12 protein-coding genes are annotated in these 26,756 nt (G+C 61.4%); 4 read left to right on the forward strand and 8 right to left on the reverse strand.

Features of this window, described 5'->3' with window-relative positions; translation table 11 throughout:
* Positions 1-87 precede the first annotated feature (87 nt).
* The 3 genes from LOY68_RS07980 to LOY68_RS07990 form a co-directional block, all read right to left on the reverse strand.
* Positions 88-1,455: an HlyD family type I secretion periplasmic adaptor subunit gene (locus tag LOY68_RS07980; RefSeq protein WP_265044038.1), complete on the reverse strand. Its 1,368-nt coding sequence runs from the start codon at positions 1,453-1,455 to the stop codon at positions 88-90.
* 9 nt (positions 1,456-1,464) lie between these two features.
* On the reverse strand, positions 1,465-3,624 hold the full coding sequence (locus LOY68_RS07985; RefSeq protein WP_265044040.1) for a type I secretion system permease/ATPase: 2,160 nt from the start codon (positions 3,622-3,624) through the stop codon (positions 1,465-1,467).
* A gap of 128 nt (positions 3,625-3,752) precedes the next feature.
* Entirely contained in the window at positions 3,753-5,111 is a 1,359-nt protein-coding gene (locus LOY68_RS07990) for a TolC family outer membrane protein (RefSeq protein ID WP_123509062.1), read from the reverse strand.
* Between the two features lie 591 nt (positions 5,112-5,702).
* Here LOY68_RS07990 and LOY68_RS07995 point away from each other — a divergent pair.
* Positions 5,703-15,062, forward strand: coding sequence for a retention module-containing protein (locus LOY68_RS07995; protein ID WP_265044043.1), 9,360 nt, complete (start codon positions 5,703-5,705; stop codon positions 15,060-15,062).
* A gap of 489 nt (positions 15,063-15,551) precedes the next feature.
* Here LOY68_RS07995 and lapD read toward each other — a convergent pair whose 3' ends face one another.
* The 4 genes from lapD to LOY68_RS08015 all read right to left on the reverse strand — a co-directional run bounded on the left by lapD (position 15,552) and on the right by LOY68_RS08015 (position 19,446).
* Positions 15,552-17,492 (reverse strand): cyclic di-GMP receptor LapD, encoded by a 1,941-nt coding sequence (gene lapD, locus LOY68_RS08000; RefSeq protein ID WP_265044045.1) that lies wholly within the window; start codon positions 17,490-17,492, stop codon positions 15,552-15,554.
* 22 nt (positions 17,493-17,514) lie between these two features.
* Positions 17,515-18,219, reverse strand: coding sequence for a cysteine protease LapG (gene lapG / locus LOY68_RS08005; protein ID WP_163909021.1), 705 nt, complete (start codon positions 18,217-18,219; stop codon positions 17,515-17,517).
* 233 nt (positions 18,220-18,452) lie between these two features.
* On the reverse strand, positions 18,453-18,848 hold the full coding sequence (locus LOY68_RS08010; protein WP_265044048.1) for a YbaN family protein: 396 nt from the start codon (positions 18,846-18,848) through the stop codon (positions 18,453-18,455).
* Positions 18,849-18,858: 10 nt separating this feature from the next.
* On the reverse strand, positions 18,859-19,446 hold the full coding sequence (locus LOY68_RS08015; RefSeq protein ID WP_030130067.1) for a YecA family protein: 588 nt from the start codon (positions 19,444-19,446) through the stop codon (positions 18,859-18,861).
* Between the two features lie 398 nt (positions 19,447-19,844).
* On the opposite strand from LOY68_RS08015, the gene recQ reads away from it, so the two are divergent.
* The 3 genes from recQ (at position 19,845) to LOY68_RS08030 (ending at position 24,427) form a co-directional block, all read left to right on the forward strand.
* On the forward strand, positions 19,845-21,971 hold the full coding sequence (gene recQ, locus LOY68_RS08020) for a DNA helicase RecQ (RefSeq protein ID WP_265044052.1): 2,127 nt from the start codon (positions 19,845-19,847) through the stop codon (positions 21,969-21,971).
* A 119-nt stretch (positions 21,972-22,090) separates the two neighbouring features.
* Entirely contained in the window at positions 22,091-22,525 is a 435-nt protein-coding gene (locus tag LOY68_RS08025; protein WP_054049187.1) for a MarR family transcriptional regulator, read from the forward strand.
* Between the two features lie 129 nt (positions 22,526-22,654).
* Positions 22,655-24,427, forward strand: a complete 1,773-nt coding sequence (locus tag LOY68_RS08030) for a FimV/HubP family polar landmark protein (RefSeq protein ID WP_265044054.1) — start codon at positions 22,655-22,657, stop codon at positions 24,425-24,427.
* Positions 24,428-24,557: 130 nt separating this feature from the next.
* On the opposite strand, the gene LOY68_RS08035 is transcribed toward LOY68_RS08030, so the two are convergent.
* Positions 24,558-26,747, reverse strand: coding sequence for a patatin-like phospholipase family protein (locus LOY68_RS08035; protein ID WP_265044056.1), 2,190 nt, complete (start codon positions 26,745-26,747; stop codon positions 24,558-24,560).
* Between the last annotated feature and the right edge of the window lie 9 nt (positions 26,748-26,756).

Consider the following 26,756-nt stretch of genomic DNA (forward strand, 5'->3'; position numbering starts at 1 on the left):
ATTTTTCCAGGAGGAACGCGATCAAAATGTGGGAGCGGGCTTGCTCGCGAAGGCGGTGGAACAATCCCTAAAGATCCAAGATGCTGGCTACCTTTCGCGCATCGCCTCTGTCCGCGCCTTCAGCACCGGTTTCAACAGGTAATCCAGCACACTTTTCTCCCCGGTAATAATGTCCACCGTCGCCACCATCCCCGGAATAATCAGCAACGGTTTCACATCCCCGCCCAAGTGATTCTTATCGGTGCGCACCTGAATCAGGTAAAAGCTGTTGCCCTTGTCATCGGTAATCGTGTCCGCGCCGATCAATTCCAGCTTGGCGCTCAGCCCACCATAAATCGTGTAGTCGTAGGCACTGAACTTGACCATGGCTTTCTGGCCGGGATGCAGAAATGCCACGTCCTGTGGTCGGACCTTGGCTTCGATCAGCAGGTTGTCTTCCAGCGGTACGATTTCGACCATGTCGCTGCCCGGTTGAACCACGCCGCCGATGGTGTTGACCTTCAGCACCTTGATAATCCCGTGCACCGGCGACACCACCGTGGTGCGGGTCACGCGGTCGTCAATGGCAATGCTCGACGCGGTGATTTTCGACAGGTCGGTGCGTTTCTCATTCAACTCTTTGGCCGCGTCGGAACGGAAGGATTGTTCCGATTCGTCGATCTTGCTCTTGATCTCATTGATCGCCGACTCCGCCCGAGGAATCGCCAGGGTCGTCGCATTCAACGAGCCGCGAATTTCCACCGCGCTGCGTTTCAGCCGCAGGATTTCTACCGGCGACACCGCCCCGGTGCCCACCAGTGGCGCCGACATGTTCATCTCTTGGTTCAGCAACGCCAGGCTCGAACTGAATTGCCCCTGTTTCGAGCGGAATTCTGCCAGTTCTTGGGTTTTTTGCCGAAGTTGTTCACTCAGGGTGCGTTGTTCACTGGCCAGTCGCCGTTGCCGTTGTTCGTACAGCGAGCGTTCGTCTTCGGCCACTTGCGGCGCCTTGGCGATCACTTCGGGTGAAAGCTTGAAGGGGCGCCCCTCAGCCTCCGCCGACAAGCGTTCGACTTGCGCGGTCAACGCATAACGATCCGCCTCGCTCTCGCCCTTGTTCGACAGAAACCGCGTGTCATCCAAGCGCAGCAGGGTGTCGCCCTTGTTCACCATTTGCCCTTCACGCACGAAGATTTCGGTGACGATGCCGCCCTCAAGGTTCTGGATCACCTGGACCTTGCTCGACGGAATCGCCTTGCCTTCGCCCATGGTCACTTCCTGTAGCACTGCGAACTTGGCCCAGACCAGCGCCGAAATCAGCAGTCCCGCCGCCAGCCACACGGTGATCCGCGACAGGCGCGGGGAGTCCTGCAATGCGGCGCCGGCGGTTTCCGGCATGTATTCGCTTTCCGCACTTTTGCTGAAGCTGCCGAAGTAGCCGCGATCCTTTGAGACATCGGACGATGAACGAGCCATGGGCAACTCCTAGACAGCCGCAGAGCCGACACGGCCCTTGCGCAGTGCATCGATGACCGCTTCTTTCGGACCGTCGGCGACGATCCGTCCGTTGTCCAGCACCACCAGCCGATCCACCAGGCTGAGCATCGAAGTGCGGTGGGTCACCAGCAGCAAGGTTTTGCCCTGGACCCAGCTGTGGAGTTTTTGCCGCAGGACATCTTCGCTGCTGTTGTCCATGGCGCTGGTGGGTTCGTCGAGCAGCATGATCGGCGGGTCGAGCAACAACGCCCGGGCCAGCAACACCGCCTGACGCTGACCGCCGGAGAGCAATTGCCCGCGCTCACCCACAGGCCGGTCGAAGCCCTGCGGATGTTGGCGCGCGAGTTCGGTGACACCGGTCAATTCCGCGACTTCGAGCATTCGCGAATCGCTGATGTAGCGGGCGCCGAGGGTCAGGTTGTCGCGCAGGCTGCCGGCCAGCAGCGGCAGGTCATGGGCGACGTAACCGATCTGTTGGCGCAGGTCGGCGACGTCGAGTTGCCGCAGGTCCAGGCCATCGAGCAGCAACTGGCCTTCTTCCGGTGCGTAGAAGCCCATCACCAAGCGGGCGAGGGTGCTTTTGCCCGAACCGCTGCGGCCGATGATGCCGATGCGTTCGCCGGGTTTGACGCTGAAACTGATGTTGGCCAGAGCCGGCGCGTTCTGCCCGTTGTAGTGGAAGGTCACGCCGCTGACGTCCATCGCGCCTTGCAGTTGCGTGCGCTCCAGTGGCCGTTGTTTCGAATCGCGTTCTTGCGGCAACGACATCAGCGCATCGGTGCTGCGCATGGTCAATTGCGCTTGCTGGTAGCGGGTGATCAAGCCGGCGATCTGCCCCAGCGGTGCCAACACGCGGCTGCCGAGCATGTAGGTTGCCACCAGCGCGCCGACACTGAGGTTGCCGGCGATGATGCTGTAAACCCCGGCGACGATGGTCGCCATGCCGGAAAATTGCTGGATGAACAGCGTGCCGTTGGTCGCCAGGGCCGAGAGGTTGCGCGCATGGCTGTCGAGGCGGGTTAGGGCGCCGTGGGTGCTTTCCCATTTGTGCTGGCGCTCGCTTTCGGCGCTGCACGCCTTGAGGGTTTCCAGGCCGCCGAGGGTTTCGATCAGCAGCGCTTGGCGTTCGGCGCCGAGGCTCAGGCTTTTTTGCACGGTGTCGCGCAGGCGTACCTGGATCACCATCGCGAAGATGATCGTGATCGGGAACGCCAGCAACGGAATCACCACCAGCCAGCCGCCGAGCAGGCCGATCACCACCAGCATCAATACGGCGAACGGCAGATCGATCAGGCTGGTCAGGGTTACGGCGGTGAGAAATTCGCGCAGGCCCTGGAAGTCATGGATGCTCTGGGCGAAACCGCCGATGGTCGCTGGCCGGGCTTTCATCGCCATGCCGGTGATGCGTTCGAACAGGGTCGCGGAAAGGATCACGTCGGTTTTCTTGCCAGCGGTGTCCAGCAGGTGCGCGCGGACCACCCGCAGCACCAGTTCGAACCCGGTGCCGATCAGCAAACCGATGGCCAACACCCACAGGGTCGAGGTGGCCTGGTTCGGCACTACCCGGTCGTAGGTCTGCATCACGAACAAGGGCACCATCAGCCCCAGCAGGTTGATCAGGAAACTCGCGAGGATCGCATCGCTGTACAGCCATTTCGACAGCTTCAGCGTGTCACGAAACCACGCTTCGACGCGCGGCACGAGCGGCGAGCGCAAGTCTTCGAGTTCATGGCGCGGCCGGGCGAACAATGCCTGGCCGCTGTAATTGGCGGTCAGCTCTTCACGGCTGACCCATTGTTCACCGCCCTCGGCTTCGCAGGGCAGAATCAGCAACTGGCCGTCATCGCCAAAACGGCGCAGCACGGCAGTGCGGCCATCGTTGAGGATCAGTAACACCGGCAGGTTGAGGGCAGAAATATCCGCCAGGTCCCGACGCAGCAAACGCGCCTGCAAACTCGCCCGGGCCGCTGCGCGGGGCAGCAGGTCCAGGCTCATGCGTTGCTTGTTCAGGGGCAGGCCGGCACTCAGGCTGGCGCGGCTGACCGCCGCACCGTGGAGTTTGCAGAGGATCAACAGACCGTCCAGAAGCGGGTCATCGAAGCTAAGGCGCGGATCGACACCCGTGTTGCCGGGTTCCATGCTAGTCAAATTGATCGCTCCTGTCGGCATAGGTCACTACACATCACCCGGCGTAGGAGCTGCCGCAGGCTGCGATCTTTTGATCTTCAAAAAATCAAAATCAAAAGATCGCAGCCTGCGGCAGCTCCTACGGGGGGTTACTTCAGTTCAGGCAAACGTGCTTCGTTTTTCACTTCCGAGGAGGCGATCGCATCGGCGGGCAGCACCACCCGTTGTTTGCTCAGCAACTGACCCATGTTCGCCAGTACGCGGTACATCGAGTACTCCTCGGTGTAGCGCACTTCGGTGTAGCGGCGGTTGGCGTTGTAGAGCTCGTTTTCACTGTCGAGCAAGTCGAGCAGGGTCCGTTGGCCGAGGCCGAACTGATCCTGGTAGGCAGCGCGCACGCGTTTAGTGGTTTCCGCGTATTCACGCGCGGTCGGGGTTTGTTTCTTCGCGTTGACCATGGCGTTCCAGGCCAGGTGAATGTTCTCGTTGAGCTGGCGCAGGGCGTTGTTGCGGATGTCCATCGCCTGGTTGATCTGGTGCGCATCGGACGCCAGGCGCGCCTTGTCGCTGCCGCCACGGAACAGGTTGTAGTTCATGATCACGCCGACACGCCATTCGTTGTCGTGACCTTCATCGCCCTGCACGTTGTTGTTCGCGCCCACCGCGGCTTCAGCGTCGAAGCGTGGGTAGAACGGCGACTTGGCGACTTCGTACTGGCTCTCGGCCGATTGCACGTCAGCCTGGGCGGATTTCAGGTACGGGTTGTTTTCGACCATGCTCTGCTGGGCTTCCGGCAGGCTGGTCGGCAACTCGCCACGGGTCGAGGGCGGTGCTTCGAGTTCATCGGGGATGCGTCCGACGACGCTGTAGAAGTTCGACTCGGCGTCCGCCAGATCCACTTCCGCAGTGTCCAGGTTGTTCTGCGCCAATGCCCGGCGAGCGGTGGATTGATCGGAGTCGGCGTTGCTGCCGACACCGCGCTGGGTGCGCAGGCCGATCTGGTCGTTGACCCGCATGTGCGCTTGCAGGTTGTTGGTGGCCAGCGTCACCAGTTCACGGCGCTTGAGCACTTCGAGGTAGACCTCGATGGTGCGCAAGGCCAGATCCTGGGCGGTGCCCTGAGCGTAATAGGCCCGGGAGTTGGACACGCCTTTGGTGCGCTCGACCTCGTTGGCGGTGTTGAAACCGTCAAACAGCATCTGCCGCAGGCGCAGTTCCGATTGGGTGTAATTGAGGATCTCGGTGTGGTGGTTGCCGAACGCCCGAGTGTTGGTGTTATCGCTGTAGCCGCGCCCGTAAGCGGCGTTCAAATCGACTGATGGATAGAAGCCCCCTTTGGCAACTTTCACTTGCTCATCCGCCGACAGCCGCGCGTCCACGCGCGACGCAAGTTCGGGGTGCGTCGCAATGGTGCTTTGGATCGCGTCGGTCAACGACATGGCCTGAGCCTGAGAAGTGCAGGCCATGGCCAGCAAAACCGCGCTGCAGAGGGGGGTTAAAAGGCGCATGGGTACTTCTCCCTGTTTCCTGATGGTGCTTACTTGTCGTCAAATACTTGACGCTATTTGTAGGTAAAACCGTTTCACTCTTGTAACAACAGAGCTAAGAACATTCTGGGCAAAACCTAAGAACTATTTCTCATAAGGTTTATGCCAAAAAAAACTTATGCGCTCTGAAAAATCCAGCACATTGTTCAATGCGAAAGCCCTTGATTCATGAGCCTTAGGGAGCTCCAGAGGGTTTGAGGAAAGTTCCATCCACTTAGCGACATAGGGCGGAGAAGTGCTGGAGGGGAGGGAAGTGGGACGGTTTTAGAGCGACATTTTTTTGTCACTCGGTTGGTTCAGAACCGTTACGCATCGCTCGCAGGGAGGTTGTTCCGCAGTGGAGGCCCGATGCCATTGATTGCAGAGGGTTTTATGCCGAGCCGGACACATGGCCCGCGAGTGACATGCTTGGCGTGAACGTCGCCAGGGAAGCGGTTTACTTCGGTAAACACGCATTCCGGTAGACGATCCGCCAGGCAGCCCGCTTTTCGCCATGAGCACGCTCTTCGCGCAAACAGGTGCCGACAGGTGTTGGCAGCGGAGGAGATGCACATGGCTACGCTCATCGGAATCGTCAGTAAGGTTATTGGTCAGGTGTTCGCGGTTGCGGCCGACGGTACTCGACGTGCGTTGGTCGAGGGCGACCGGTTATTTGCCGGCGATCAACTGATCACCGGGGCCGAAGGCGCGGTGGCGGTGCATCTGCAAAATGGCCAGGAGCTGACACTGGGGCGTGGCAGCAGTCTGCAAATGACTTCGCAATTGCTCGCGCATCAGGCGCCCCATGTGGACACGGCTGAAGCCGTGACGCCGAGCCAGGCGCAACTGACCGATGTCGAACAGCTGCAAAAAGCCATTGCGGCCGGCGCTGACCCGACCCAAACCGGTGAAGCCACCGCGGCCGGCCCGACCTCCACAGGTGCCCCCGGCGGTGCCTTGGGCGGCGGTCACAATTTCGTATTGCTGGAAGAAGTGGGCGGACGGGTCGATCCAACCATCGGATTCCCGACTGCCGGTTTTGGCGGCATCCCGGAGTTTCCTGAAGAACGGCACAACGCCGATGTTCAGCAAGACGACAACACCCCGGTGGTCGTGCCGCCGGTGAACAATCTCGTCACCCTCGGCGGCCTGAATGCCGTGGGCGGTGAACTGACCTTCAACGAAGCCAATCTGCCCGACGGCTCGGCAGCCAATCCGGCGGCCCTGACCCAGACCGGCACCTTCACCGTGAGCGCGCCCGACGGTTTGCTGAGCCTCAACATCGGCGGCATCAGCGTGATCAGTGGCGGGGCGGCTTCCGGCTTCCCGCAATCGATCACCACCCAACTCGGCAACACCCTGACCATCACCGGTTACAACCCGGCCACTGGCGTGGTGAGCTACAGCTACACCCTCAACGGCAACGAAACCCATTCGGCCGGCGATGGCGCCAACAACCTCAGCGAACAATTCACCGTGGTCGCCGGGGACACCAATGGCGACACGGCCACTGGCTCGCTCGACATCAACATCACCGATGACGTGCCCAAGGCTGTGGACGACAACAACGGCACCGCGTCCGAGACGCTGCTGACGTTGACCGGCAACGTGCTGACCAACGATGAGCAAGGTGCGGATCGCGTCCCGACTGGCCCAACCAGCGGCCCGATCACCCCCGGCACTTTCGTGGGGACTTACGGCACTCTGGTGCTCAACGCCAACGGCACCTACACCTACACGCTCAATACCAACGATGCGGATTTCAAAGCGCTGCACGGCGGTGGCAACGGCACGGAAACGTTCGCCTACACCCTCACTGACGCTGACGGCGATTCCAGCACCGCCAACCTGGTGCTGCAAATTCACAACAACGACGATCCGGTGACGATTGGCGGGCTGAATGTCGAGGGTGGCGAACTCACTGTCTTCGAGAAAAACCTGAGCCAGGGCAGTGCGCCCGATGCCACGGCGTTGACCCAGAACGGCACGTTCACCATCACGGCGCTGGATGGCGTGCAGACGTTAAGTGTCGGCGGGATCACCGTTGTCAGCGGCGGCGTCGCGGCTGGCTTCCCGCAATCGATTTCCACCGGACTGGGCAATACGCTGACCATCACCGGGTTTGACAGCGCCACAGGCGTGGTCAGTTACAGCTACACCTTGAACGGCAATGACGCGCATCCAACCGCTGGCGGCGCGAACAATCTGCCTGAGCAATTTGCAGTGACCGTGGTCGACGACAACGGCACCACGGCCAACGGTTCGCTGGACGTCAACATCATCGACGACGTGCCAAAAGCGGTCGACGACAGCAACGCCAACACGGCGTCGGAAACCCTGCTGACACTGAACGGCAATGTACTGACCAACGATGTGCAAGGCGCGGATCGTGTGGCCACCGGGCCAGTGACTCCGGGTACTTTCGCGGGTACTTACGGCACGTTGGTGTTGAATGCCAACGGCACTTACACCTACACGTTGAACACCACGGACGCGGACTTCAAAGCGTTGCACGGCGGCGGTAATGGCACCGAGAATTTCACCTACACCATCACCGATTCCGATGGCGATGCGAGCACTGCAACCCTCGTCCTGCAAATCCATAACAACGACGATCCGGTGACGATTGGCGGGTTGAACGTTGAAGGCGGTGAGCTCACCGTTTTCGAGAAAAACCTGACCCTGGGCAGTGCGCCGGATTCCACCGCGTTGACCCAAAGCGGCACCTTCACCATCACCGCCCTCGATGGCGTGCAAACCCTCACCGTCGGCGGGATTACCGTCGTCAGCGGCGGCGTGGCGGCAGGTTTCCCACAATCGATTCCGACCGGTTTGGGCAACACCCTGACCATCACCGGGTTCGACGCGACCACGGGCGTGGTCAGTTACAGCTACACCTTGAACGGCAATGACGCGCACCCAACCGCTGGCGGCGCGAATAACTTGCCAGAGCAATTCGCAGTGACCGTGGTCGATGACAACGGCACCACGGCCAACGGTTCGCTGGACGTCAACATCGTCGACGACGTGCCAAAAGCGGTGGACGACAGCAATGCCAACACGGCTTCGGAAACCCTGCTGACGCTGAACGGCAATGTGTTGACCAACGATGTGCAAGGCGCCGATCGCGTGGCCACCGGCCCTGTGACGCCCGGCACTTTCGCCGGTACTTACGGCACCCTGGTGCTCAACGCCAACGGCACCTACACCTACACGCTCAACACCACCGACGCAGACTTCAAAGCCCTGCACGGCGGCGGCAACGGCACTGAAAACTTCACCTACACCATCACCGATTCCGACGGCGACACCAGCACCGCCAACCTTGTCCTGCAGATCCACAACAACGACGACCCGGTCATCATCAATGGCCTGAACGTCGAGGGCGGCGAGCTCACGGTCTACGAGAAAAACCTCAGCCTCGGCAGCGCCCCGGACAGCACTCAGCTGACCCAAAGCGGCACCTTCACCATCACCGCGCTGGATGGCGTGCAGACCCTCACGGTCGGCGGCATCACCGTGGTTAGCGGTGGCGTGGCCGCTGGTTTCCCACAATCGATTCCGACCGGTCTGGGCAACACGTTGACCATCACCGGGTTCGACGCAACCACTGGCGTGGTCAGTTACAGCTACACCCTCAACGGCAACGACGCGCATCCGACTGCGGGCGGCGCAAACAATCTGCCTGAGCAATTTTCGGTGACGGTGGTCGACGACAACGGCACCACGGCCAACGGTTCGCTGGACGTCAATGTGATCGACGACCTGCCAAAAGCCGTGGACGACAGCAACGCCAACACCGCGTCGGAAACCCTGCTGACACTGAACGGCAACGTACTGACCAACGACGTGCAAGGCGCGGATCGCGTGGCTACCGGCCCTGTGACCCCCGGCACCTTCGCCGGGACTTACGGCACTCTGGTGCTCAACGCCAATGGCACCTACACCTACACGCTCAACACCACCGACGCAGACTTCAAAGCCCTGCACGGCGGCGGCAACGGCACTGAAAACTTCACCTACACCATCACCGATTCCGACGGCGACACCAGCACCGCCAACCTTGTCCTGCAGATCCACAACAACGACGACCCGGTCATCATCAATGGCCTGAACGTCGAGGGCGGCGAGCTCACGGTCTACGAGAAAAACCTCAGCCTCGGCAGCGCCCCGGACAGCACTCAGCTGACCCAAAGCGGCACTTTCACCATCACCGCTCTGGATGGCGTGCAAACCCTCACGGTCGGCGGTATCACCGTGGTCAGCGGCGGTGTGGCCGCCGGTTTCCCACAATCGATTCCAACCGGTTTGGGCAACACCCTGACCATCACCGGGTTCGACGCAACCACCGGCGTTGTCAGCTACAGCTACACCTTGAACGGCACCGAAGCGCATCCAACCGCAGCCGGTGCGAACAATCTGCCTGAGCAATTCGCCGTCACCGTGGTCGATGACAACGGCACCACCGCCAACGCGACCCTGGACGTCAACGTCATCGACGACCTGCCAAAAGCGCTGGACGACAGCAACGCCGGCACCGCCTCGGAAAGCCTGTTGACCCTCAACGGCAACGTACTGACCAACGACGTGCAAGGTGCCGACCGCGTAACCACCGGACCAACCACTGGCCCGATCACCGCCGGGACCTTCACCGGCACTTACGGCACCTTGGTGCTGAATGCCAACGGCACCTACACCTACACCCTGAACACCAGCGACGCCGACTTCAAAAACCTGCATGGCAATGGCAACGGCACGGAAACCTTCACCTACACGATTACCGATGCCGACGGCGATACCAGCACCGCCAATCTGGTGCTGAACATCCACAACAACGACGACCCGGTGACCCTCAACGGCCTCGACGTCGTGGGTGGCGAGCTGACCGTCTACGAGAAAAACCTCAGCGACGGCACCAGCCCCAACACGCCGGCGTTGACCCAGAGCGGCAGCTTCACTGTCACCGCGCTGGACGGTTTGCAAACCCTTGATGTGGGCGGCATTCATGTGGTGGTCGGTGGCGTGGCTGCCGGCTTCCCGCAATCGATCGTGACGCCGCTGGGCAGTACGCTGACCGTCACCGGTTATGACGCGACGACCGGCGTGGTCAGCTACAGCTATACCCTGGTGGATAACGAAACCCACCCGACCGCCAACGGTGCGAACAGCATCACTGAAAACTTCAACGTGGTGGCCACGGACACCGATGGCAGCACGGCAACCAATCAGATCAACGTCAACATCGTCGACGACTTGCCGACGGCTCATCCGGACAGCGCGTCGGTGGCCGAAGGCGGGACGGTCTCGGGCAACGTGCTGGATAACGACATCGGCGGGGCCGACGGTCCGGCGGTCACCGGTGCCGTGGTGGGCGTTCGTGCCGGCAGCGACACCTCGACCTCGGCCATCGGCGGCCTGGGCTCGAACATCAATGGCACCTACGGTTACCTGACGCTGGATGCCAACGGCAACGCGGTCTATCACAGCAATCCCAACGCAGTGAACGCACCGGGCGCCACCGATACCTTCGTCTACACCGTGCGCGATGCCGATGGCGATGAAAGCACCACCACCATCACCATCGACGTGTCGAACAGCTGCATCAAGGCGGTCAGCGATACCGACGTCACCGTCTACGAAAAAGCTTTGGACCTGAGCAAAGATGGCCAGGACCTGGCGGCCGGCACCGTGGTCGGCAGCGACCCGACCAGCACCGGCGAAACCGCCAGTGGCACGCTGGTCGGCTCGGTCACCGGGGCCATCGGCGCGATCACTTACACCCTGGTGGGCAGCGCGAATGGCAACTATGGCCAGATCCAGCTCAACCCCAACGGCACCTACACCTACACCCTGACCTCGCCGGCGAGTACCACGCCGCATGCCGATGACGGCGCCAACTCGCTGACTGAAAGCTTCACCTACCAGGCCACCGATTCGCTGGGCAACATCAGCACCAGCACCATCGTCGTGCAGATCGTCGATGACGTGCCAAAAGCCGTGAACGACAGCAACGTCGGTGCGGCGTCGGAGACCGCGTTGACGCTCAATGGCAACGTGCTGACCAACGACATTCAGGGCGCGGACCTTGTCGCCACCGGGCCGAACGCCGGTCCTGTGACCCCCGGCACCTTCACCGGGACGTACGGGACGCTGGTCCTGAATGCCAACGGCACCTACACCTACACCCTCAACGCCAATGATGCCGACTTCAAAAACCTGCACGGCGGCGGCAACGGCACGGAAACTTTCGCCTACACCATCACTGATTCGGACGGCGACACCAGCACCGCCAACCTGGTGCTGAATATCCACAACAACGATGATCCGGTCGTGCTCAACGGCCTCAACGTCAATGGCGGCGAGCTGACTGTCTACGAGAAAAACCTCAGCGACGGCACCAGCCCCAACAGCCCGGCGTTGACCCAGAGCGGCACCTTCACCGTCACCGCGCTGGACGGTCTGCAAACCCTCGATGTCGGCGGCATTCATGTGGTCGCGGGCGGCGTAGCGGCAGGCTTCCCGCAATCGATCGTGACCCCGCTGGGCAGTACGCTGACCATCACCGGTTACAACGCGAGCACCGGCGTGATCAGCTACAGCTACACCCTGGTGGACAACGAAACCCATCCGACCGCCAACGGCGCCAACAGCCTCACCGAGAACTTCAACGTGGTGGCGACGGACACCGACGGCAGCACCGCGTCGGGCCAGATCAATGTCAACATCGTCGATGACTTGCCGACGGCAGCGCCCGACACCGGCACCGCCGTTGAAGGCTCGACCATCAACATCAGCGTGCTCGGCAACGACGTGCTGGGTGCCGACGGCGCGGCAGCCGGCGGTGCAGTGATTGGCGTGCGCGCCGGCAGCAACACGGCCACTTCGGCGGTGGGCGGGCTGGGCACCAATATCAATGGCACCTACGGCTACTTGACCCTGGATGCGGCGGGTAACGCCGTCTACCACAGCAACCCGAACTCGGTTGGCGTGGCGGGGGCCACCGATACGTTCGTCTACACCGTGCGTGATTCCGACGGCGATGAAAGCACCACCACTATCACCATCAACGTCACCGACAGCGCCCTCAAAGCGGTGGTCGATCAGGACGTGACGGTCTTCGAAAAAGCCCTCGACCTGAGCAAGGATGGCCTGGACCTGGCTCCCGGCACAGTCACCGGCAGCGACCCTACAAGTACTGGCGAAACCGCCACCGGTACGCTGGTCGGTTCGGTCACCGGCGGTACTGGCACGTTCACCTACAGCCTGGTCGGCAGCGCCACCGGGACCTACGGGCAAATCCTGATCAACCCGGACGGCAGCTACACCTACACCCTGACCTCGGCGCCGAAAACCTCGCCGGGTGCCAACGACGGGCCGAACACCCTGAGCGAAAGTTTCACCTACAAAGCCACCGATGCGCTGGGCAACAGCACCACCAGCACCATCGTGGTGAACATCGTCGATGACGTGCCAAAAGCCGTGGCGTCGGACCGTTCGGTGACGGCGGTGGAAGTCGATTCCAACCTGCTGCTGGTGATCGACGTCTCCGGCAGTATGGCCGACGCCTCCGGGGTGCCAGGCCTGTCGCGGCTGGCGCTGGCGAAGCAAGCGATCAGTGCCTTGCTCGACAAATACGATGACCTGGGCGATGTGAAAGTGCAGATCGTCACCTTCAGCAGCAGTGCCACCGACAAAACCACCGTGTGGGTTGATGTCGCAACGGCCAAGTCGATCATCGCCGGACTCACCGCTGGCGGTGGCACCAACTACGACGCGGCTGTGGCGACCATGCAAACCGCGTTCAATACGTCGGGCAAACTCACCGGGGCGCAGAACGTCGGGTATTTCTTCTCTGATGGCAAACCTAACGAAGGGGACATCGGCACGGCGGACGAGGCCGCGCTGAAAAACTTCCTCGACGCCAATGGCATCAAGAACTATGCAATCGGCCTGGGCAATGGCGTCAGCAACGCCAACCTCGACCCGCTGGCCTATGACGGCAGCACCCACACCAACACCAACGCGGTGGTGGTGACCGATCTGAATCAACTCAACTCGGTGCTCTCGGGCACCGTGCAGGGCGCACCGGTCACTGGCTCGCTGCTGGAGGGAGGCTCGTTCGGCGCCGATGGCGGCTTCATCAAAACCCTGGTGGTCGACGGCACCACTTACACCTATGACCCGAAAGGCAACAGCAACCAGGGCGCGCTGACGTTCAGTGGCACCAACCACGGCACGTTCAACACGGTGAACAACACCATCAGCATCGCTACCAACAACAGCGGCACGCTGGTAGTGAACCTGGACACCGGCGAGTACACCTACACCTCGCAGAAAACCACTGCGGTAGTGATTACCGAAAACATCGGCTTCACCGTCAGCGACAACGACGGCGACCTGGCCAGCTCGACGCTGACCGTCAAAGTCATCCCGAACGCACCACCGGTGGCGGTCGATGACCACATCATCACCAACGTGCTGTCGAGCAACATCGTGGTGCCGGGCGAGCTGCTGCTGGCCAATGACACCGACGCCAATGGCGATCCGATGACGGCAACCCCGACCACCTTCAACACCGGTTGGGTGGCGAAGGGGGCGGACTTCACCGGCACGGGCGCCATCAGCTTCACTGGCACCGGCAACAACGCCGCCAACCAAGCGCTGGCGGATGTGCGTAATTTGTTCGCGGCGAACTCGGCAGCGATGACCGCCGTACTGGTGATCAGCGGCTACCTGGGCGCGGTGACGACGTCCAACGCCAACGATGAAGACCTCATCACCGTCAAACTGAAACAGGGCGAGACCCTCAACCTGGACCACAACCTGGCGGCCGGTCACGTCACCATGGAGTACTCGCTCAATGGCGGTGCGTTCGTGAGCATCGCCGACGGCGGGACCATCACTGCGGCAGCCGATGGCACCTACCAGATCCACGTCACCAACATCACCAACACCAGTGGCAGCAACACTAACGGGTCCGAGAACTATCAGCTGACCATGACCGTCAACTACGCCGGGGCCCATGACCTGACCCCGGACTATCACGGCACCTACACCGCCAACGACAACCATGGCGGCAGCGACACGGCGAACGTGACCATCAGCTATCAGGATGGACATACCCTCACCGGCACTTCGGGCGATGACGTGTTGGTGGCCGGCACCGGCAACAACATCCTCAACGCGGGCGACGGCAATGACGTGCTCACCGCAGGCAGCGGCAACAACGAACTGCACGGCGGTGCCGGCAACGACTTGCTGTACAGCGGGCCGGGCAACGACCTGCTCGACGGCGGCACCGGCATCGACACCGCGAGCTACGCGCATGCAACGGCCGGGGTCAACGTCAACCTGGGCCTGCTCACTGCGCAGAACACCCTCGGAGCGGGCACCGACACCCTCACCGGCATCGAAAACCTGGTGGGTTCCAACTTCAACGACACTTTGACCGGAGACAGTAACAACAACGTGATCAACGGCGGCCTGGGCAACGACACGCTCAATGGCGGTGGCGGCGACGACCTGCTGATCGGCGGTCTGGGCAACAACACTCTCACCGGCGGTTCGGGTGCCGACACCTTCCAGTGGCTGGCCGGCAACAGCGGCCATGACGTGGTCACCGACTTCACTCCAGGCACCGACAAGCTCGACCTGTCACAACTGCTGCAAGGCGAAAACGGCTCCACTGCTTCGCTGGATGACTACCTGCACTTCACCGTCACCGGCAGCGGTGCGAGCCTGGTCACCAGCATCGACGTCAGCGCCATGGCCGGCGCCACACCGACCCAGACCATCGACCTGGCCGGCGTCAACTTGGCCAGCCACTACGGCGTCACGCCGGGAGCGGGCGGGGTGGTCGCAGGCGGACATGACACGGCGACCATCATCACCGGCATGCTCAATGACCATTCGCTGAAGGTGGACACGGTTTGATGCGGTAGGGCTGAAACGACAAAACCCGCCATTTCCGAAAGGGAGTGGCGGTTTTTTTGTGGTCTGGCTTTTAGTCATGCGGTGGCTGCAGGAATGCCTTCGCGAGCAGGCTCGCTCCCACACTGGATCTAGGTAGTCAGCAAATGTTGGGTACGACACCACTCCCCTGTGGGAGCGGGCTTGCTCGCGAATAGGCCATGCCAGTTGATAGAGATGTCAGCTGACCCACCGCTTTCGCGAGCAGGCTCACTCCCACACTGGATCTGGGTAGTCAGCAAATGTTGGGTACGACACCATTCCCCTGTGGGAGCGGGCTTGCTCGCGAATAGGCCATGCCAGTTGATAGAGATGTCAGCTGACCCACCGCTTTCGCGAGCAGGCTCACTCCCACACTGGATCTGGGTAGTCAGCAAATGTTGGGTACGACACCAGTCCCCTGTGGGAGCGAGCCTGCTCGCGAAGAACGACAATGCGGTGTTGCTGGCAAACTCACATCGGCTCCGGTGGCCCAATCAACCGCCCCATGACCCCGAACAACCCAAGCTCTTTGATCGCCTCCAGCTCCCCTTGCGTCTCGACCCTTTCCGCAATCAACGGCAGATCAATACTGTTTGTCGCCCGGAAAATCGCTTCGATGAACAGGCGTTTATCACTCTGCTGATCAATCCCCCGGATGTAACTTCCATCAATCTTCAGGTACGCCAACCCCAACTGAGTGAGGTTGCCGATCTGGCTGAAGCTACCGCCAAAATGCTGCAAGCCGATGCGGTAACCGGTGCTGAGCAAGCTGTGGCTCAGGCGCTGTAGTTCGTCTGGGGGCGGTAGTTGGCGTTCGTCGATTTCAAGGATCAGCAGCGGCGCGAGTTCCGGCAGGGAGTCGAGGGTTTGCAATATCTGTTGCAACGACTGTGGGTCGCGCAGCGTGGTGCCGGACAAGCTCAGTGCGAGAGGCCAGCGGTTGACGGCAAGGTAGTCGAGGGTGGCGTCGAGCATGGCCAGGTCGAAGCGGGCCGACCAGCCGAGGCGTTCAATCCACGGCAGGAAATGCCCGGCGGCAATCGCTTCGCCTCGCGGGTCGAGCAGGCGCGCGAGGATTTTGTGATGCAGCACTTGGCTGGTGTCGGCGCATTGCACCACCGGTTGGAAATACAGCTGCAATTTGCCGTGGGTCAGGGCGTCGTCGATCCAGTTGCGCCAGTCGTGCTGGGACTGGTTCGGCGCGGTGTTGGCGTGATCGAGGTGCACCCATGGTCGCTCGGGATGCTGCTGGGCTTGGGTCAAGGCCTGATCGAGGCGCAGCAGCACATCGCCCGCCGGTTCGCCCGGTTGGTAAGCGACGATACCCAAATGCGCCACGGGCATGCTGTCGCTGGCGCCGGTCAGGCGCAGGTTCTCCAGGGTGGCGCTGATCTCGGCGCACAGGCGCGCGGCGTCCTTGTCGTCGAGGCCCGGGGTCAGCAGGCTGAACTCACCGCCACGATTGCGCGCCGCCAGCCAGGTGCGCCGCTCCGGGAGTTGCGTCAGGCGTTTGAGCAACTCGCCGACGGCACCGATCAAGGCATCGGTGCGCTGGCCGCCCAGGCGCTGGTTGAGGCCCGCGAGGTCGTTGATCCGCAGCATCAGCAAATGGCCGTCGCTGCTCTGTTCGCTGACCAGCAAATGGTCGGCCAGTTGCTCATCCAGCAAGCGTCGATTCGCCAACCCGGTGAGGCTGTCCTGATAGGAATCGGCGCGCAGTTTTTCGCTGCGTGCGGCCTCTTCGGCAAACAGCGCCTTGAGCTTTTCGACCATTTGGTTCATCGCCAGCACCACCCGTCTCAGCTCCGGGGTGCGCGGCAGTTTTGGCAGGCTGAGAAACTCGCGTTTGCTGATGGCCTCGGCCTGCTTGACCATTTTGTCCAGCGGGCGCAATTGCCGACGCAGCAACCAGCCGCCGAACATCGCACTGAGCAACCCGCACAGCAGCAGCCAAACGAGACTGCCGAGCGTACTGTCCCAAAGTTTGGCCAGGGCGAACTGCGGATTGCTCAACACTTCGACCCGCGCCACTTGCTCCCAGCCGCGCATGATCAACGCATCGCCGCCTTGGGCATGAAGGTTCACCAGGCGCACGAACCAGTCGGGTACGCCTTCGATTCGCGCCGGTGCGTCGCGCTCCACCAGCACCTGTTCATCGGCGATGTTGATGATGCGGATGCTGCTGAAATAACCGCTGTCGAAAATCGAGCTGACCATCAATTCAATCATCGCCGTGTCGTCGATCTGCGTGGTCAGCGACAGTCCCAACGCCGTGGCGGCGTCCTGGGCGTGGGAGCGCAACTGGCCGAGCATTTGCTCGCGGGAGCTTTCCAGGCTGACAAAAAAACTGCCGCTGAATGCCACCAGCAGAAACAGGCAAATGGCGAGAAACAATTGTTTGCGCAATGACATAAAACGCTCCTTGCTGTGGCGGCTAGCCGTCGCCCACGGCGAACCCTTCGGCCTGCATCTTTTTCAATACGTCTTGCCAGCGCGACAGCTTTTTCGAATCGCTGCTGCGCTTGCCGCCATTTGCACCTGGCAGGTACAGGCCTTCGGCGTTGAAGGCGTACACCGGCAGCAGGTCTTTGCGCTGGGAAGCGGGGCGGATCTCACCGATCAGGTTGTCCAGCACCAGCGGATCGGCCGTGGGGCTGCTGTAGAAAGTCAGGACCATGTGCGCCTGGTTCTGGGTCAGGGCCTTGACGTAGGTGATGCGCAATTTCTCGCTGGGCACCCCGAGCTGGCGCAGGCTGAAATATTTCGCCAGGGCGTAGTCCTCGCAGTCGCCAGCACCCTTGATCAGAGATTCTTCAGGCGTGGCCCAGTAATCGATCTGCTGCCAGATGCGGGTGTCGTCCTGAAAACTCAATTGCTGATTGAAGAAGCGATTGACCGCGTTCAGTTGCTCGCGTTCTGGCTGGTTGCGTTCGCCTTGCAGCATCTGGTTCCAGGCCTCGATTCGCCCCTGTGCCGGACCGAGGGGGCCGTAGCGTTTTTCGGCGGTTTGCAGGATCTGCCCGAAATTCCAGTCGGCGCACACACTGCCCAGCCCGGCCAGCAAAAACATCGCCAGCAGCCAGCCGCCGAACCGAAGTCGGAGCGTTGGCCATCCTGGACGACGCCGACTGTTGGACATGTCTGGCTGCTCGGGTGCAGATGACTGGAGTTTAGGTGGTGTTTTTTGAAAGGCAGGGTAGATCGTCGGTTGGTACGCGCACGGGTAGCAGCTGTCGAGCACCGCGAGGCAGCGTTCGGCGGCGAAGCCGTCGCAAAACCAGGCAACGCGGCAGGTCAGTAAAACCTTGCATGTAGAATTTGCGACGGCTTCGCCGCCGAACGCAGGCTTCGCCAGCTGCTACAGGGCGTGTTTCAGGGTTTTTGCAGGGTTTTCTGTTTGAGGATGTAGATCGTCACCAGCACCGCACTGGTCAACATAAACCCCCGCGCCCACGGCAGCGGCACCAGGTAGCAGGAGAACAGGATGCTCACCCACATCAGGACGATGGCGTAGACCTTGCCCTTGAGCGGGATGCCGTTGCCATCCAGATAGTCGCGGATCCACGGCCCAAGCCGCGGATGTTCGACCAGCCACTGATAGAAGCGCGGCGAACTGCGTGCGAAACACGCGGCGGCCAGCAGCAGGAACGGCGTGGTGGGCAATACCGGCAGGAAAATCCCGATCACCCCCAACGCTACGCTGAGCCAGCCGATGGCCAGCAGCAGGTAGCGCAACATCAGGGAGCGGTTGCCTATGGGTTTGTCCATAGGCAAGACCTTAGTGGTGACGTGGCTTGAGGATCGCCGGTTTTTCGTCGGGAGCCTGGCACAGCAGGTACAGCGCGGTCAGGGCTTCCGGGATCTGCACGATCATGTCGTCCATCAGGTTCGCGTCTTTGGCGATGTCTTCGAACTCAGGCTGTTCGTCGAACAGACCCGAACCGACCATGATCGGCAGCAGCATTTCGCTGACTTCGTCTTCGGCGGTTTCGAACCAGGCCGCTTCGCGCAGGAACACGCCTTCCATGAAACCGATGCACCAGCCGCGCAGGTCGGAGTCATCCGGCTCTTCGCCCAGGTCCAGGTCGCATGGCAGCTCGAACTCTTCGTCGGACGCCAGTTGGCGCGCGATGTGAGCCTTGAGGGCCAGCAGGGTGGATTCGATCGCTTCACGCTCGGTGTCGTCGGCGTAATGCGGCTCTTCGGCGAAGAGGGCGTCGATCCATTCACGGTCGGGAACGCTTTCGGAACAGATCGACAGCGCAGTGAGGTAGCCGTGGGCGGCCACGTAGTCCAGCGCCTCGTCATGCAGTTCATCGGCGTCGAGGAAGACTTGCAGGCGGGTTAGTTGCTCAGCGAAGGACATTAAAAGCTACCTTGGGGAATTAAACAGATGCGGGAATTCTAGGCCTTCTTGAGCCCCCAGGCCAGCCGCGCGGGATATTTGCCCCTCATTCACGCCCGCTCTCCCTGTAGGAGCTGCCGCAGGCTGCGATCTTTTGATCTTGCCTTTTAAAAGCAAAATCAAAAGATCGCAGCCTGCGGCAGCTCCTACAGGGGGGATCAGTGTTTGTCATTGTGTGTCTTCTCAGCGGCACCCTTTGCAGCGGAGGGGTCGGGTATACTCCCGCGTTTTGTGATGCCCTGCCGGCGTCGCGGCTGAGATGTGAAGCGTCATGCAATGCGCACTTACTATTTGTCAGTGCAGCCTGCGTGGTTCTGAACCAGCCTTGCAGGGATGTTTCGGTGATTTTTGGAGTTTTTATGCTCGAACAGGCTCAACGCGTCCTCAAGGACATCTTCGGCTACGACAGTTTCCGTGGCCGCCAGGGTGCAATCATTGAGCGCGTGGCCAATGGCGGCGACGCTTTGGTGTTGATGCCTACCGGTGGCGGCAAGTCCCTGTGCTTCCAGGTCCCGGCGCTGCTGCGCGAAGGCCTGGCGGTGGTGGTGTCGCCGCTGATCGCCTTGATGGACGACCAGGTCGCGACCCTCGAAGAACTGGGCGTGGCCGCCGCTGCATTGAACTCGACCCTGAGCGCCGAACAGCAACGCGACCTGGCCGCACGGATCAAGCGCGGCGAAGTGAAAATGCTCTATCTGGCGCCCGAACGCCTGGTGCAGCCGCGCATGCTGGCCTTCCTGCAAAGCCTTGAAATTGCTTTGTTCGCCATCGATGAAGCGCACTGCGTGTCGCAATGGGGCCACGACTTCCGTCGCGAATACCTGCAACTGGGTCAGTTGGCGGAGCTGTTCCCCAGCGTCCCGCGCATTGCCCTGACCGCCACCGCCGACAAGCGCACCCGCGAAGAAATCGTCGATCGCCTGCATTTGCAGGACGCCGAGCGTTTCCTGTCGAGTTTCGACCGTCCCAACATTTTCTACCGCATCGTCCCCAAGGAGCAGCCGCGCAAGCAATTGCTGGCGTTCCTCGCCGAGCGGCGCAGCGATGCCGGCATCGTTTACTGCCTGTCGCGCAAAAAAGTCGACGAAGTGGCGGTGTTCCTAAGCGAACAAGGCTTCCCGGCGCTGCCGTACCACGCCGGTCTGCCCAACGAAACGCGCGCGCATCACCAGAAGCGCTTCCTCAACGAGGAAGGCCTGATCATGGTCGCCACCGTGGCGTTCGGCATGGGCATCGACAAACCCAACGTGCGTTTTGTCGCTCACCTCGACTTGCCGAAATCCCTGGAAGCGTATTACCAGGAAACCGGTCGCGGCGGCCGAGACGGTCTGCCGGCGGATGCGTGGATGGCCTACGGCCTGCAAGACGTGGTGATGCTCAAGCAAATGCTGCAGAACTCCGAAGGCGACGAGCGCCACAAGCGTCTGGAGCAACACAAGCTCGACGCGATGCTCTCGCTCTGCGAAGAAACTCGCTGCCGGCGCCAGACGCTGCTGGCCTACTTCGACGAAGACATGCCCGAGCCGTGCGGCCACTGCGATAACTGCGTCGACGGCGTGCAGACCTGGGACGCCACTGAGCCCGCGCGTCAGGCGCTCTCGGCGATCTACCGCACCGGCCAGCGCTACGGCGTCGGCCATCTGGTGGATGTGTTGCTGGGCAAGGACAACGAAAAGGTCCGCAGCTTCGGCCATCAACATTTGTCGGTGTATGGCGTCGGCAAGGCGATGGGCGAGAGCGAATGGCGCTCCCTGTTCCGCCAACTGGTTGCGCGTGGCCTCGCGGACATCGACCTTGAAGGCTACGGCGGCCTGCGCCTGAGCGACACCTGCCGGCCGCTGCTCAAGGGCGAAGTGACCCTGGAGCTGCGCCGCGACCTCAAGCCGCAAACCACCGCCAAAAGCAGCAAGAGCCAGGCGAGCCAACTGGTTCGTGGCGAAGAGCGCGAACAGTGGGAAGCCCTGCGTGCCCTGCGTCGCAAGCTCGCCGAAGAACACGGCGTGCCGCCGTACGTCATCTTCCCCGACTCGACGTTGCTGGAAATGCTGCGCAGTCAACCGACCTCGCTGGCGGAAATGGCCACGGTCAGCGGCGTCGGCGCACGCAAGCTGGAACGTTATGGCGAGGCCTTCCTCGAAGTGCTCGGCGGCCAGGTCGAGGCACCGAAAGTGGTGGCCGACGTGCGCCACGAACTGATCACGCTGGCCCGTGCCGGCATGACGCCGCTGCAAATCGCCGGGCAGTTGCAATGCTCGGAAAAGAACGTCTACACCATGCTCGCCGAAGCCATCGGCAAGCAGCAATTGTCGCTGGAACAGGCACTGGATCTGCCGGAAGAGCTGATGGGCGAAATCCAGGACGCGTTCCTCGACGGCGAAGGCGAGTTGCCGCCGGTCGCGGAAATTGCCGCGTTGTTTGCCGGTCGTGTTCCGGAAGGGGTTTTGTACTGTGTACGGGCGGCGCTGCAGTCCGAATTCGAGATTTAAGTGACCGGGCGCATAGATGTAACGATTCAGTACAGAGCAAACCTTGCCTATAGCGAAAGGTCATGCTTAGCTGACTAATAATTAGTTTTTCTCTATTTCAGTCTAATCATGAGTTTTCTATGCCGTTAACCGATCAACACCGCTTTGGCATGCAACTGGCCCAGATGTCTCGTGGCTGGCGTGCCGAACTGGATCGCCGCCTGGCCGGTCTGGGACTTTCTCAGGCCCGTTGGCTGGTGCTGCTGCACCTGGCGCGTTTCGAGGAAGCCCCGACCCAGCGCGAACTGGCGCAGAGCGTCGGCGTCGAAGGGCCGACCCTGGCCCGGCTGCTCGACAGCCTGGAAACCCAGGGCCTGGTGCAACGCCAATCAGTGCTGGAAGACCGTCGGGCGAAAAAAATCGTCCTCTGTGCCCCGGCCCGGCCATTGATCGAACAGATTGAAACCATTGCGACTCAACTGCGCCACGAGCTGTTCGAAGGCGTCGATGAGGCTGATCTGAAGGTCTGCATGCGTGTTCACGGTCACATCCTGGCCAACCTCGAAAAGTCTTGAGGCAAAACCTTACGCCGTGTTTTTGAGATACCCCGTTGGGCAGACTATAAAGAACTACTAGGCAATATCGTGTTCGTACCGGATGTGCGAACGCGTACAGGTTGGTTCTGCTTAATCTAAGGGATGCTCATGCTCGAGAGTTGGCACGTGGTTTTGCGCTATTGCACCCAACTGCTTCTGGTCGGTGGTGCGGTCACTTACTCGGCATTGGCTCCGGCCCTGGGCTTGGGTGACATCACCGTGCATTCGGCGCTGAGTCAACCGTTCAGCGCCGATATTGCTCTGGTAGATGCGGCGGGCCTGGCAGAAAGCGATCTTTCGATCAGCCTGGCCACGGCCGACGAGTTCAGCCGGGCCGGCGTCGAACGGGTGTTCTTCCTCAATAACCTGAAATTCTCACCGATCCTGCGGGGCAGTCGCACGCTGATCCGGGTGACCTCCAGCAAACCGGTCAATGAACCCTTTCTGAATTTCCTCGTGCAGCTCAATCAGCCCAACGGTCGTTTGCTGCGCGAATACACGGTGTTGATCGATCCGCCGGGTTCTCCGGGGATTGTTCCCGCGACGGACGAACCCTCGGCCAAAGAACCGACCTCCGGGTTCCCGAGCGTCGAACCGACCCCGGCGCCGAAAGCGCTATCCAAGAGCAAGGCCCCAGCGCCCACCGCAAGCGCTGCACCACCGGTCGCGCCCGCGAATGATGAGGTCGCCGAACAACTGGCCGCCAGCGTCCTGCAAAACCAGCAGATGCAAAAAACCATTGAAGAGTTGAATGCCCGGATCAAGACTCAGGACGAGCAGATCGCCGATGAGCGCAAGCAGGTCAGCGACTTGCAGACGCGCTTGGCCGAGGTCGCGCAGAAACCTGCTGCCGCACCTGTCGCCGCCGTGGCACCTGCGCCGGTTGTGGTTGAAGAACCCGAGAGCAGCAATTGGTTGTTGATTGCAGGAGTGCTGGCGCTGGCGCTGCTGGTGTTGCTCGGGCTGTTTGTTCGCCGGCAACGCCAGCAAGCGCTGACCGAACCGTTATCGACCGCGCCGCTGCACGATGAACCTGAGCGTGAGATCCCGCCAAACGCTGTCCGTGTCGCCGCGCCGCTTCCCGATCATCGCGAAGAGACGCCGGCCGGCGATGTGCTGGAAGGGGTTGGCATCTACATGGCCTATGGCCGATTCTCCGAAGCAGCGGGCCTGTTGCGTGAGGCATTGGCCAAGGAGCCGCAGCGCACCGATCTGGCGTTGCATCTGCTGGAAGTGCTGGGCAAGCAGGGCGATACACCGGCTTATGACGCCCAGGAAAGCAGCCTGCTTGACGCCGGGGTTGACCCGCAGCAGCTGGCGGATCTCCGGGCCCGATTCCCTAAACTGGCGAGTGCCGTACCGGTCGCGCCGATTGCGCCGATTGCGCCGGTCATTGCGACCGTTGCGGCGGTGGTCCCCGAAGCGGCATCTGGCGATGACTTCCATTTGAACCTGGACGACCTGTCGATGGATTCCAATTGGGATCTGGTCAGCCCTTTCGAAGATTCACCCTCGCCGACGGCTAAACCGCCGCTGCCGGAGGAACCTGCGTTCACCTCAAACCTGCATGTGATGCCGGATGTTTATGAAATGCCCGATGAGCCTGCGTTGGGCGAACCGGAGCTGGAGTGGGGCGCCGAACCCGAAGCGCAATCGCTGGACGACGACTTTCTCGACGCATTCAACGAGCCCGGCCAGTCGCTGGAACTGGAACCGCTGCCCGAGCTCGTGCCAGCGGGTGCCGGCAAGCTGGAACAAGCCCAGACCTGCATTGATGACGGCGATCTGGACAGCGCCATCGAGTTGCTCAACGAATTGCTCAAAGAGGGCGACGAGCCGCTCAAGCAGACAGCGCGGACTTTATTGGCCGGCATCCGCTAGCGCGGTCATTACATCTCTAATGTGGGAGCGGGCTTGCTCGCGAAGGCGGCTTAACTTTCAACATCTATGTTGACTGACACACCGCTTTCGCGAGCAAGCCCGCTCCCACATTGGCACAGTGGTGCTCGGGCTAAAACGTCTGCCCCAAATTCAGATACACCGCCTGTTCATCCGCATCATTGAAGCCATAACTGAAGTTCAATGGTCCCAATGGCGTATCAAAACCGATGAACACACTGGCCGCATTGATGTAGCCGCTGTCGAACTCATTGTCATTGTTCCACGCCCGACCCCGTTCCAGGGACCCGCCGATATACATCGGGAAATCCAGCGGCAGGTACGAACGCGGTGTCAGGCGGCGATAGTAAACCCCGCGCATCAGGCTGACGTTCTGCCCGGAAATCGCATCCTCGCGAAACCCCGACAACTGCCGTGCGCCGCCGAGCAGGAAGCTCGAAGTCACGACGTTGGCATCGTCCAGCGTTCGGCCATAACGCCCGCCCAGAATGAAGGTGTCCGGGCCGCTGCTCATGGCCTTGTCCAGTTTGAACTCCCATTGGCGGTAACGCTTGTCCGAGCCCAGGCCCGGTTCGAACTGCCGGAACGCCAGGCCGATGTCTTTGCCTTCGTGGGGGAAGTAGACGTTGTCGAACGAATCGAACGAGTACTTCAGCTCGTAAAAGCCCTCGTTGAAGCTTTCACTCGGCAGATCCTGATCGCCGATGCGCACGTCAGCCTTGCCCCAGGCCTCGCCGACGCCAAAGCGAATCTCGCCGCTGTTACCAATCTGCCGGCCGACATTCAGGCCAAAACCATAACGTTCGACGCGGTATTGGGCGATCGGGTCGTTGTCCAGGACCGCGTCGACGTTCTGCGCTTCAAAGGCTGCATAAGGCGCGATGAAGTAGCGTGAACCGACATCCAGCGGTTGATAGAACTCACTGTAGAGTTCCTGTTTGTCGCCGATCTGCGCCCGGGTCAGCCATTCGGCGCCGAGGCGGTTGATGCCGTTGACCCGGTAACTCGCGCCGAGATTGAACGCGCTGTCGCCACGCATATCGTCCGACAGGTTCAAGCCGACCCGCAGGTAATCGGTGCCGCTGCGTTTACCCCGCGCGCTGATCACCAAGGTGTGATCGTCGCCCTTGTGCACCACGCGGTATTGCACTTGCTCGAAGTAATCGAGGCCGTACAGGGTGCCCATGTCGGTGTGCAGCCGCCCGATGTCCAGCGGTTCGCCGACGTGTTGGCGGATGTAGTAGCGGATCACGTCGTCACTGACTTTCGAGTCGTTTTCCACTTTGATCCCGGTAATGATCGGCGTGCGCTGGCTCGGAGCCCGGGCGGCGGACAGTTCGGCGTCCAGCGGTTGCGCCGGTTTGAGTTGCGCCAGGCGTGCGTCGAGGGCCTTGGTCGCACGGTAACCGGCGTCGATCATGTCCTGGGCGCGGCCGAAATCGGTCACGCCGAAACTCGCCAGTGACGGCTGGATCAGCACGTCGTCCTTGTGCAGGGCGGCGAGTTGTTCTTCGGAGTTGCGCCGGGTCATCAGGGTGATCGACTGGTTCAGCACATCGACCACGGTGGTCAGCTGTTTGCGGTTGCGCAGCGGGGTGCCGATGTCGACCACGATGGCGATGTCGACACCCATCTCCCGCGCGACGTCGAGCGGGATGTTGTCGGTCATGCCGCCGTCCACCAGCAGCCGACCCCCGAGTTCGACCGGTGCGAACACCGCCGGGATCGACATGCTGGCGCGGATCACCTGGGGCAGGTGGCCTTTGCGAAACACGACTTTTTCGCCGGTGGAAATGTCGGTGGCAACCGCGCGGAACGGGATCGGCAGTTTGTCAAAGTCGCGAGTGTCACTGGCGTGGGCCAGCAAACTTTCGAGCAGCAGCGCCAGGTTCTGGCCTTGAATCACGCCCAGTGGCAGGCCGAGGCTGCCGTCGTCGCGAAAGCTCAGTTTCTGTTTGACCAGGAAGTCGCGGTCATCCTGCTTGCGACGGAACGGCACGTCCTCGCGCGGCGGGGCGTCGGACAGGGCTTGTTGCCAGTCGATGTTGAGAGCGAGTTTTTCCAGTTCATCGATCTTGTAACCCGAGGCGTACAACCCGCCGACCACCGCGCCCATGCTGGTGCCGGCGATCGCATCGATCTTGATGCCTTGTTCTTCCAGCGCCTTGAGCACGCCAATGTGCGCCAGGCCACGGGCCGCGCCGCCGGACAGCACCAGGCCGATTTTCGGTCGGGCTGCGTCAGTAGCTTGGACGATCAGAGGGAAGAGGCAAAGCAACAGGCAGTACAGTAAACGGCGCATCGTGAATCT

It is taken from the genome of Pseudomonas sp. B21-053, from assembly GCF_026016365.1.
GTDB classification, from domain to species: Bacteria; Pseudomonadota; Gammaproteobacteria; order Pseudomonadales; family Pseudomonadaceae; genus Aquipseudomonas; species Aquipseudomonas nunensis.

Bases quoted from the DNA above. Each gene is read 5' to 3' on its own strand.
- LOY68_RS07980 (WP_265044038.1), bottom strand. From the start codon at position 1,455: ATGGCTCGTTCATCGTCCGATGTCTCAAAGGATCGCGGCTACTTCGGC.
- LOY68_RS07990 (WP_123509062.1), bottom strand. From the start codon at position 5,111: ATGCGCCTTTTAACCCCCCTCTGCAGCGCGGTTTTGCTGGCCATGGCC.
- LOY68_RS07995 (WP_265044043.1), top strand. From the start codon at position 5,703: ATGGCTACGCTCATCGGAATCGTCAGTAAGGTTATTGGTCAGGTGTTC.
- lapD (WP_265044045.1), bottom strand. From the start codon at position 17,492: ATGTCATTGCGCAAACAATTGTTTCTCGCCATTTGCCTGTTTCTGCTG.
- lapG (WP_163909021.1), bottom strand. From the start codon at position 18,219: ATGTCCAACAGTCGGCGTCGTCCAGGATGGCCAACGCTCCGACTTCGG.
- LOY68_RS08010 (WP_265044048.1), bottom strand. From the start codon at position 18,848: ATGGACAAACCCATAGGCAACCGCTCCCTGATGTTGCGCTACCTGCTG.
- LOY68_RS08015 (WP_030130067.1), bottom strand. From the start codon at position 19,446: ATGTCCTTCGCTGAGCAACTAACCCGCCTGCAAGTCTTCCTCGACGCC.
- recQ (WP_265044052.1), top strand. From the start codon at position 19,845: ATGCTCGAACAGGCTCAACGCGTCCTCAAGGACATCTTCGGCTACGAC.
- LOY68_RS08025 (WP_054049187.1), top strand. From the start codon at position 22,091: ATGCCGTTAACCGATCAACACCGCTTTGGCATGCAACTGGCCCAGATG.
- LOY68_RS08030 (WP_265044054.1), top strand. From the start codon at position 22,655: ATGCTCGAGAGTTGGCACGTGGTTTTGCGCTATTGCACCCAACTGCTT.
- LOY68_RS08035 (WP_265044056.1), bottom strand. From the start codon at position 26,747: ATGCGCCGTTTACTGTACTGCCTGTTGCTTTGCCTCTTCCCTCTGATC.